This window comes from Gordonia sp. 852002-50816_SCH5313054-c (assembly GCF_001665925.1).
GTDB lineage: Bacteria > Actinomycetota > Actinomycetes > Mycobacteriales > Mycobacteriaceae > Gordonia > Gordonia jacobaea.
Genome location: NZ_LZTE01000026.1, coordinates 1 through 1,485 on the forward strand (window position 1 = coordinate 1; position 1,485 = coordinate 1,485).

The window sequence follows — 1,485 nt, forward strand, 5'->3', positions numbered from 1 at the left end:
CAGGCTCTTCCGAATTCAGAGTGCATCGAGGTGTTGTGCCAGGCCGCCGGAGTGGATGAGTGACCGCAAGATGTAGTGGCCGAGGTTGCGGAATCCGAGCGCGATGCCGCGGAGGTGTTCCAGACGCCCGTTGATGGCTTCCACGGGTCCGTTGGAGGCGCCGGTGTCGAAGTAGGCCAGGATCTCCGCACGCCGGGCCCATAGGCTGCGGCCGAGTTGGGCGAGTTCGGCCAACTGGGTCGGGACGCCGGTGTGGATACGCTTGAGCAGCTTGTACATCGCGATCTTCCCGTCGCGTTTGTTCGGCTGGCCGTAGGCGTCGATCAACTCCTGATAGACGGCGTAGGTGACCGCGACGGCCACGTGTTCCTCACGGGCGTCCAGGCCGGCACGTAGACGGGTCTTCTGCTTGTCGGTCAACAATCCGATCCGGGTCAGCAACGGGCGGCGGATGCCGTAGAGCGGATCACCGGTGCGGCCACGATGGCCGCACGTATCCTGTTGCACGCGTTGACGACACACCGTCAGCTTCTCAGCGGCCAGGTGCACGACATGGAACGGATCCATCACCGCACGCGCCTTGTCGAGGGTTTCGGCGGTCGCGGTGCGATACCCGGAGAATCCGTCCATGGTGACGACCCGGATCCGATCCCGAAACGAGGGGTCGCGGGCATCGAGCCAGTCCTTCAACGCCGCTTTCGACCGCCCGGCGACCATGTCCAACAAGCGAGCTGGGCCGGTACCGTCAACGATCGGCGTCAGGTCGACCAGAACGGTCACGAAACTCGAATCCCCATGACCGCGAACATGTTTCCACTTGTGCTCGTCCACTCCGAGGACCTGCACGCCGTCCAGGCGTGCCGGCGCAGAGGCCAACGTGCGGGCCGCATCCAGGGCGAGGGTGTTCACGGTGTTCCAGCTCAACCCGACCGCAGCCGCGGCCGCCGAGACACTCATTTTGTCGCAGATCATCGACCGCAGAATCCAGGTCGTGGTCCGTCGGGTGACCTGGGCCCGCGGCGCCACGATCGTGGAGATGTCGGCACGAAAGATCGTGGTGGCACAGTCGGGGTTGGCGCACACGTAGCGCGGCACCGCGATATGCAGCCTCGTCGGCTGCCCCACGATCGGCAGATCAGCAACCTCCCGGTCAACATGATCACGCAGCCGGCCCGGCTGCCCGCATCCGGCACACGTGTTGTTCGGGGCCAGGACCTGGCAGAACACGTGGGTACGGTCCTCGCCGTCAAGGGCGGCGTCGGTGATCGTCACCCCGAGCTCGATGGTGCGGCAAATCGTGTCGGCAATAGCGCTACGCTGCGTCATGGGTCCTGTTGGTGTCCGGATGGTTGTGTAGGAACTTTCATCCTCACACCACAGGACCCGCCTACATCCCCAGGCTCACCGCCCACACCCCGCGATCTTGCTCACCCACATCTTGTGGTCCCTAGAACCCGTTCTACGCACCGTCAATTCGGAAGAGCC

At 64.4% G+C, this 1,485-nt stretch carries 1 protein-coding gene; it reads right to left on the bottom strand.

Annotated features, from left to right (window positions below; all coding sequences use genetic code 11):
- Positions 1-15: 15 nt before the first annotated feature.
- Positions 16-1,326, bottom strand: a complete 1,311-nt coding sequence (locus tag A5788_RS04120; RefSeq protein ID WP_064870566.1) for an ISL3 family transposase — start codon at positions 1,324-1,326, stop codon at positions 16-18.
- Between the last annotated feature and the right edge of the window lie 159 nt (positions 1,327-1,485).

Excerpts from the sequence above, each read along its gene's own strand:
- A5788_RS04120 (WP_064870566.1), bottom strand. The coding sequence starts at position 1,326 with ATGACGCAGCGTAGCGCTATTGCCGACACGATTTGCCGCACCATCGAG.